The sequence below is a fragment of the Moorena sp. SIO4A1 genome (assembly GCF_010672065.1).
Classification (GTDB): domain Bacteria; phylum Cyanobacteriota; class Cyanobacteriia; order Cyanobacteriales; family Coleofasciculaceae; genus Moorena.
The window spans coordinates 1-1402 of record NZ_JAAHHX010000750.1 but is presented as its reverse complement, the minus strand read 5'-3'; the positions used below and the strand labels follow the sequence as shown (position 1 = coordinate 1402).

General features: G+C 41.5%; 1 protein-coding gene and 1 pseudogene. Both read left to right on the top strand.

Annotated features, from left to right (window positions below):
* Window positions 1-482: 482 nt before the first annotated feature.
* Window positions 483-656: pseudogene (locus tag F6K53_RS42595) on the top strand (IS4 family transposase); the annotation flags it as partial.
* 304 nt (window positions 657-960) lie between these two features.
* Window positions 961-1173 (top strand): hypothetical protein, encoded by a 213-nt coding sequence (locus F6K53_RS42590; RefSeq protein WP_293086600.1) that lies wholly within the window; start codon window positions 961-963, stop codon window positions 1171-1173.
* The last annotated feature ends 229 nt before the right edge of the window (window positions 1174-1402 follow it).

Below are 1402 nucleotides of genomic sequence, written 5' to 3'. Positions count from 1 at the left end.
CCTTAGAATAGTGGAGCCTTACTACAAAATTTTTAACCCTTTTACCCATAGCCGACTAACTATAAAGGCTCCACTATTCTTGCGGTAACTTCTAACCATTTTGCCTATTCCCTTCTCGGAGATTACAACTGTCAACCATAAAACGTTGTGAGAATAAAGGAATAAAGTCTCGCATTTTGTTTTCCAGATTGCGGCTTAGCTATCAGACACTTTTTTAGAACTTATTTGCCCTTGTCGCCTCCCCGTTAGCGGCAGTGTGGATAATCTGCTTTACCTCTGATTCCGCCCTGGTGCCAGCTTCACTCTATAGGTTGCCGCCTATTCGGTGTGGCCAAGGTAGGGAGTCACTTATCTCCTCAAGGGGTGGGTTTACACCACCATCCGAAGGATAGTTAGGATTTTTGGGATTATTCCCGCGAATCCCCCTAGTCATACCCTGCCTGTTTCAGGCAGCTCCTACTAGGAACGAGCCGCACATGATTATAGCTTATACTTCTGCAACTATTCAAGGTCATAACATTAAACGTAAAGGAATCCAAAACTATGTGTCTCGTGTAAAAGAATCTGGCCGATTGGAGAGAAGACATAGCAGTTTTTACGTTGGTTTATATGGTCAAACCTGGGTTAACTTCAAAGATGTTTGTCTAGAATTAGTAACCGAATTAATGAGACGTGGGTCCTAATAAGCGATGCAGCGCGGTCTTGGGGGTTTCCCCCATGAGCGACTGCATCAAGACAACGAAAGTATTATCAACGAGGTCTAAGGGCTAGATTACTTATAGAGTCTGCGTTTTAGATTATTTCGTCGCCCCCTCAGCATAGTTTCACAATTGCAACAAAGGATTGATTCTCTTAAGAATAGCTTACTAGATATTTCTTTCGACTCTGAACAAGAAGATATCTAAGTCGGGATATTATTCGCGAGTTTTAATCGCGAATAAGTTTTTGATTTTTTCCAAAATGGGATGCTCCCTTCTCGATACTCATGCTTTTCTTTGGTATTTACTAGGTAATCCCCGTCTAGCGATTAAAGCTAAGAGTATTATTGATACCAAAGCTCACACTACACATTCTAATCAAACTCCCCATCACCCCATCTCCCCATCTCCCCATCTCCCCGACTCCCGATTCCCGATTCCCGACTCCCGATTACCCTTTTTGTTGAGCAACTAACTTAAAAGTTTCAACAATTTCTGTAATGATAGCAATCTGTTTTGGACTTAGACCACTGACATCGATTACTTTATTTTCCATCACAAGTTTACTCGTTCGTTTACGTAATAGTATTTTGATAGCAAAGGGAACAGGGAACAGCGGATCTGGGAACACCTAGGACTTTGTACCTCACCACATTGAAAACCGCTATACTAATATAGTATCAATGTAAATACTAAACTAGTTT